This is a genomic window from Succinimonas sp. (assembly GCF_045225735.1).
In the GTDB taxonomy this organism is placed as follows: Bacteria; Pseudomonadota; Gammaproteobacteria; order Enterobacterales; family Succinivibrionaceae; genus Succinimonas.
This window is the reverse complement of sequence record NZ_JBGVBR010000014.1, coordinates 1-5,047: the sequence shown is the minus strand read 5'-3', so window position 1 is coordinate 5,047 and position 5,047 is coordinate 1. Positions and strand designations below refer to the sequence as shown.

General features: G+C 50.7%; 4 protein-coding genes. 1 reads left to right on the top strand and 3 read right to left on the bottom strand.

The annotated features are described in order from the left end of the window. On the top strand, positions 1–480 hold a 480-nt coding region (locus tag ACJROR_RS00410; RefSeq protein ID WP_406545371.1), incomplete at its 5' end, for a tetratricopeptide repeat protein. Between the two features lie 456 nt (positions 481–936). Here the strand turns inward: ACJROR_RS00410 and ACJROR_RS00405 are convergent. From ACJROR_RS00405 to ACJROR_RS00395, 3 genes are all read right to left on the bottom strand, one after another. After that, complete coding sequence (locus tag ACJROR_RS00405) at positions 937–1,800, bottom strand: lysozyme inhibitor LprI family protein (protein WP_406545370.1); 864 nt, start codon at positions 1,798–1,800, stop codon at positions 937–939. Positions 1,801–2,242: 442 nt separating this feature from the next. Then, on the bottom strand, positions 2,243–3,952 hold the full coding sequence (locus ACJROR_RS00400) for an AAA family ATPase (RefSeq protein ID WP_406545369.1): 1,710 nt from the start codon (positions 3,950–3,952) through the stop codon (positions 2,243–2,245). A 173-nt stretch (positions 3,953–4,125) separates the two neighbouring features. Next, positions 4,126–5,047: hypothetical protein (locus ACJROR_RS00395; RefSeq protein ID WP_406545368.1), on the bottom strand; the 922-nt coding region annotated here is incomplete at its 5' end.

The window sequence follows — 5,047 nt, the reverse complement described above, 5'->3', positions numbered from 1 at the left end:
AAAGAAAACGGCCTGGGCTGTCTCCGGCTCGGCATGCTCCATGAGGAAGGCAAGGGTTTTGAAAAGGATCTCCGGAAGGCGGTAGTGCTGTACCGGAGAGCCTGCGACTTTGACAGCGGCCGGGCCTGCAGCAATGTGGGACTGGCGCTCCGGGACGGCTCGGGCACCATGCAGAGCAACAGCGAGGCCACCAGATTTTTTGAGAAAAGCTGCCTTCTGGATTACAGCTATGGCTGCGTGAGCCTGGGCTACTCCTATTTTAACGGCCGGGGGGTCAGTAAAAACCCGGCCAAAGCCAACTCCTTTTATGAAAAAGCCTGCCTCATGGGAAACGGCACCGGCTGCAGCAATCTGGGCCTTAATTATCTGGAGGGAGTCGGAGCGCCCAAGGATCCCCGGAAGGCAGTGAAATATCTGAACCAGGCCTGCTCTCTCGGGGAACAGGAGGGCTGCGACAAGCTTAAGGATCTGTCTCACTGAGATCGGGAGCGGTCTTACGAGCGCTTCGAGCGTTTTGTCCAAAGTCCGGGGCCGGAACCCCGGAGAGAACTCTTTCAGGGAAAATCTTTCAGGAAGGATGCCTTAGCCTTAGGAAAACGGCAGAGCCGGTTGCGAGGGCTGGTACTTTGGGGGAAGGGCTTTTCAGAGGGATGGTATTTCAGGGGCTGGTTTTTCAAAGGCGAGAGACAGAGACAATAATGGATGGTATTCCGGCATGCTCCCTGCCGGGAGCATGCCGGGGTCTTAACAGACTTTTTTGCTGGTTCCGAAAAACCGCCCTTCGCCCCCGCCCTCGCCTTGGAAAACAAAAACCGGGACTTTCTGCCTGGCTTATGGTGAATCAGACTTTCAGGAGGCGAAAGACCGGAGGGGTAATGCCATTCCGCTTCCGGATCCCCGGAAAGGCCGGCGCTGCCGGCATCTCCGTCTCCGCGCTTAAAGATTCATGAGATCATAATAAAGTCTGTCTGCGGTCATTTCCTTCTGACAGTTATACATTTCGGTCAGTTCCTTTTCAGAACCCTTCATGGTGACGGCGCCGCAGTTCTCGTCCTTATCCTTAATCCATTTTCTCTGTTCCGGAAGGATCTTGTCCCTGACCTTTTTGTCCAGTGATTTCCACTTTTTGTTGAGGTTGGCATCGTTCATAAGATAACCGAGTTTGGCGCTGATGAACATGTCGTGAGCATATTCCTCTTCGGTTTCAAAGGTGAAGGTTTGCCCGTCGACAAAGCGCAGGAGCTCTTCAAAGCTCACATCGGCCTTCTCAGGATCGCCGGATGCTGCAACATTAAGCTCGACCTTGTTCTTTTCGGCGAAGGTGAGGGTTGCGGTGCTTTCGTTCACGGTTTCCGCCTCCTTGTCTTCGTCATAGACGCTGCAAACAAGCTTATTGGGTTCCTTATGCTGGCATAACGCCTTGTCCCCATCCCGGGAGCTGAAGGTGTAGGCGCCGACGCGGCCGATAAATATGCCGCCCTTCACGGAATAAAGATCTCCGTTGCCGGGTTCCTTTGCAACCACAAAATCACCCAGATATGCTCTTTCGCCGGATTCTCCCAGGTGCTCCTGCTCTTCCCTGGTGAGCTTGTCCTTCATGTCAAAAAGAGCCTTGCAGTCATCTTCGGCGGTGCTGGCGCAGGTAAAGCTGTCTAGATTGGCTCCGGGGCCCATGGCATAACGGCCGGTTTTAATTTCCGAGCCGTCTGCCATGGCAGCGGCCGGAAGCAGCAGGCAAGCTGCGGCCAGAGCTGATGCTTTAATGATGTTTGATGAAAAACGGGAAGCTGAAAATATCATGTTAATTATCTCCGCGGGCGCTTTAACAATAATCACTGTTTTTATTCAATGTTTTCAGGAGGGCTGAAAAGTCAGGCAGAATGCCGGGATGCCGGAAAAAATCCGCCGGGCTTTTGCATGATTAGGATGCATTAATGCACGGATGCATAGATGGAGGCAAAAGCCTTAATCCCGTCATTTTTGCTGCGCAGCGATTATGCCACATCAGCCGTCTCAAACAAAGGATTCATTTGGAAAAGGGCTGATTTGGAAAAGGAAGAAATGGCAGAAAAGGAAGGAAAAAAGGAAGATCCGGAGTGCAGGAAAAAACGGGACAGGCGCCGGGATGATGATCCCGGGAAGCCGTTACCCCGGGGCTCATTGGCGGTCAGTCATAATCCCCGGCGCCTTTCCCGGGGATGCGGTCAGGTTTTACGAAAAGCTGTAAGCAAACTCTCTCGCATCAGACCGAGCTGTCCCGGGCCTGCTCTGATTTGTCAGGGTTTTCCTCCAGAATTTCATATGCCTTGATACAGCGTTCTTCCGGGGATATCACCATGCCGACTCTGATGATTTTTATCTCTGCCGGGGTCGCGCCGTATTCATGCGTGGTAAGCTGATGGAGAGCCTCCTTCATGGCGGCCTTCTGCGAAACCCCGTCCCGCATTCTTTTAAACTCGATGACCAGCTTTGTGGCTTTTGTTTTGATTTCCAGATCCGAATAGCCATGACAGTTGTTCATCTCCTTGGATTTCAGAATGCCCTTTTCCGGAATTCTGGCATAGATGATGTCGCGGATGGAGTTTTCATTGTTAAATGCCGGGGAATTTGAGCTCACGTTTTCACACAGGATGGCGTTGAAAAGCCGGAAGACAGCGGGGATGTCTTTGCTGTCCGTAAGCTTTTCCAGATTCAGAAGTTCAATATCCGTAAAAGGATCAGATTTCAGATTGTGGACATCCAGAGACAGGCGAATCAGGGATTCGGCAACCTCTTCGTTTGGCACAACGATTTTGCCGTAAGGGAAGGACACGTTTCTCAGGGTGAAGTATCCGGTCTGAAGAAGCAGCATCTTCATGGGAATCTGCCAGGACTCTGATTTTGCCGTGATTTCATTAAAGGTAACTATATTATCCCGGTTCTCCTCCTCCTTAACAGAATTGCTGAGCTTATTGAAAATCTCCAGACTGTCGGCATTTTCAAGATATCTCACGAGCACAGTTGGCGTGCCGCCGCTGGTGGAGTACCAATAATTCCTGAAGCCGTTTTTGGGGTTCTTCAGAAAGGAAATAACAGACCAGGGATTATAGACAGTCTCTTCATTCCCTATGGAAAACTGAAAGCCATTGTAGACACTCTTCATCTTGGCGTAGACATCGGAAACGCTCATGTCGAGAACCGCCGCCGCATTCCGCACGTAGGGATCAAAGTACTTATGAAGCTCGTCTTCGGTTATTCCCAGCAGTGTGGCATAGTCATCATCCGCGGAAATGTCACGAATATTGTTAAACAATGAAAACAGGCTTGCGCGGGCTATTCTGGTAATGCCGGTAACAAAAACAAACCGGAAAATCCGCTCTGCTGATTTGATTCCGGCAAAAAAGGAATCCAGAATATCCGAAACCTCATTAAGAACCTGCCCCCTGTTTAAATGATGAGTTACCGGGGAATCGTATTCATCAATAAGAAACACAATGCTTTTGTCAGCGATATCCTTATCATCCCTGATGTTCGCTAAAATAACTCCCGGCTCTCTGGTCTCGTTTTTACCGGAAGTCATAAGATAATGGTTATTGCCGTAAATCCCGCATATCACCGTATCGTTAAGATATATTCTGAGATCTGCCGGGGAAGAATTTGCCACTACCGAGAGATCAAAGCGCACCACCTTATAGGTGGTATCGGCCCATTTGTTTTTACCGGTGTCGATGTCAAGACCTTCGAAGTCTGCAAGGCCGCTGGAAAACAATGACTCAAATGTTGAAGTCAGGAGAGATTTTCCGAAGCGGCGCGGTCTTGTCAGAAATACCGGAGCTCCTTTATTTCTCGCCAGACGTCTTACCATTTCCGTTTTGTCCGCGTAAATATTTCCATCTCTTCTGATAGATGAAAAGGCTGTCCTGCCAAAAGGGAGTCTGTCCATTTCGTTTTCATCTAACATTGCATTACACATACCCTGCAACTCCTTAACTATTTCTCCTGAGCCGTGTTTCACTTATCCGGCAGTAAAGCCTTTAGTTTTGCCATTTGCCATGGCAAAAATGATATTTCCGGACTTCTTGAATCACACCTGTTACAGACACCATATTCCGTACTTCATCAAACAGTCAGAAACATTCATAAGGCTCAGATAGAGCTGTTCCGGGCCCGCTTCTCCATCTGCCGCTTTTTCTCCTTCTCACCGGCTTCCCGGAGGATACCCTCATAATTGGCATTGCACTCTTTTACCTCATCCCGGGCCTGCTTTACGGCATTCTGATCCCGGGCGTTTTTGAGGGCCTCGTAATACCCGCACTCCTGAAGCCCCTCTTCATCAGTGGGCATGGTAAAGTGCCAGCAGCTCCACCCGCTGGCAAAGCAGGCACCCCGCTGATTCCTGCCGCAGACTCCCGCCGGAGCCATGCCCGTGGCCCCCGGATTAAACGAGATGGCCACAGAGCTGCTGGCTCCGCCGTGGCTCACCCGGCCGTAATTGCAGAGACACCCCAGAACCCCGTCATTATCCACTGCCGTCATGACATTGACGATTTCAGCCTCCCGGCGGTACTGCTTAAGCTCCTCTCCCACAATGATCTCATTATCATAATAGAGGGCATCCCAGCCGCATTCGCAGGCATAATCGGCCGCCCTTTTAAGATAGTCCACTTTGCTTTTCATAAGCTTGCAAAGCATATCCCTGGCATCCTTCTTAAGATTCTGCTGAGAACACTTGCGGCCGCCCTGATTCCACTTGAGAAGTTCCCTTTCTATTTCCTTTTTGGTGCGGTAATAAGCCTTGAAGCCCTCTACCTCCCGGGGACAGCCCTTGTCCCAGAGACTGGAAAAGCTCTCTCCCAGATAGTTATTGATTCTGGTACCCCAGCCCAGCCTGGCGTTCGCCTCCCGCTCCTGACCGCGGAACCACCAGTTAAAGTCCCTTTGACAGCTGGAATTCCAGTCGCTGTGAAGATTCCTGTACTCCTCCTTCATGGCCCGGGCCTCCTGAGCAAACTGGGAATTATTGTTTTCCGCCCTTTCCCATTCGGTGAACTGAGCCTCCAGAAAATCG

Bases quoted from the DNA above. Each gene is read 5' to 3' on its own strand.
- ACJROR_RS00405 (WP_406545370.1), bottom strand. From the start codon at position 1,800: ATGATATTTTCAGCTTCCCGTTTTTCATCAAACATCATTAAAGCATCA.
- ACJROR_RS00400 (WP_406545369.1), bottom strand. From the start codon at position 3,952: ATGTGTAATGCAATGTTAGATGAAAACGAAATGGACAGACTCCCTTTT.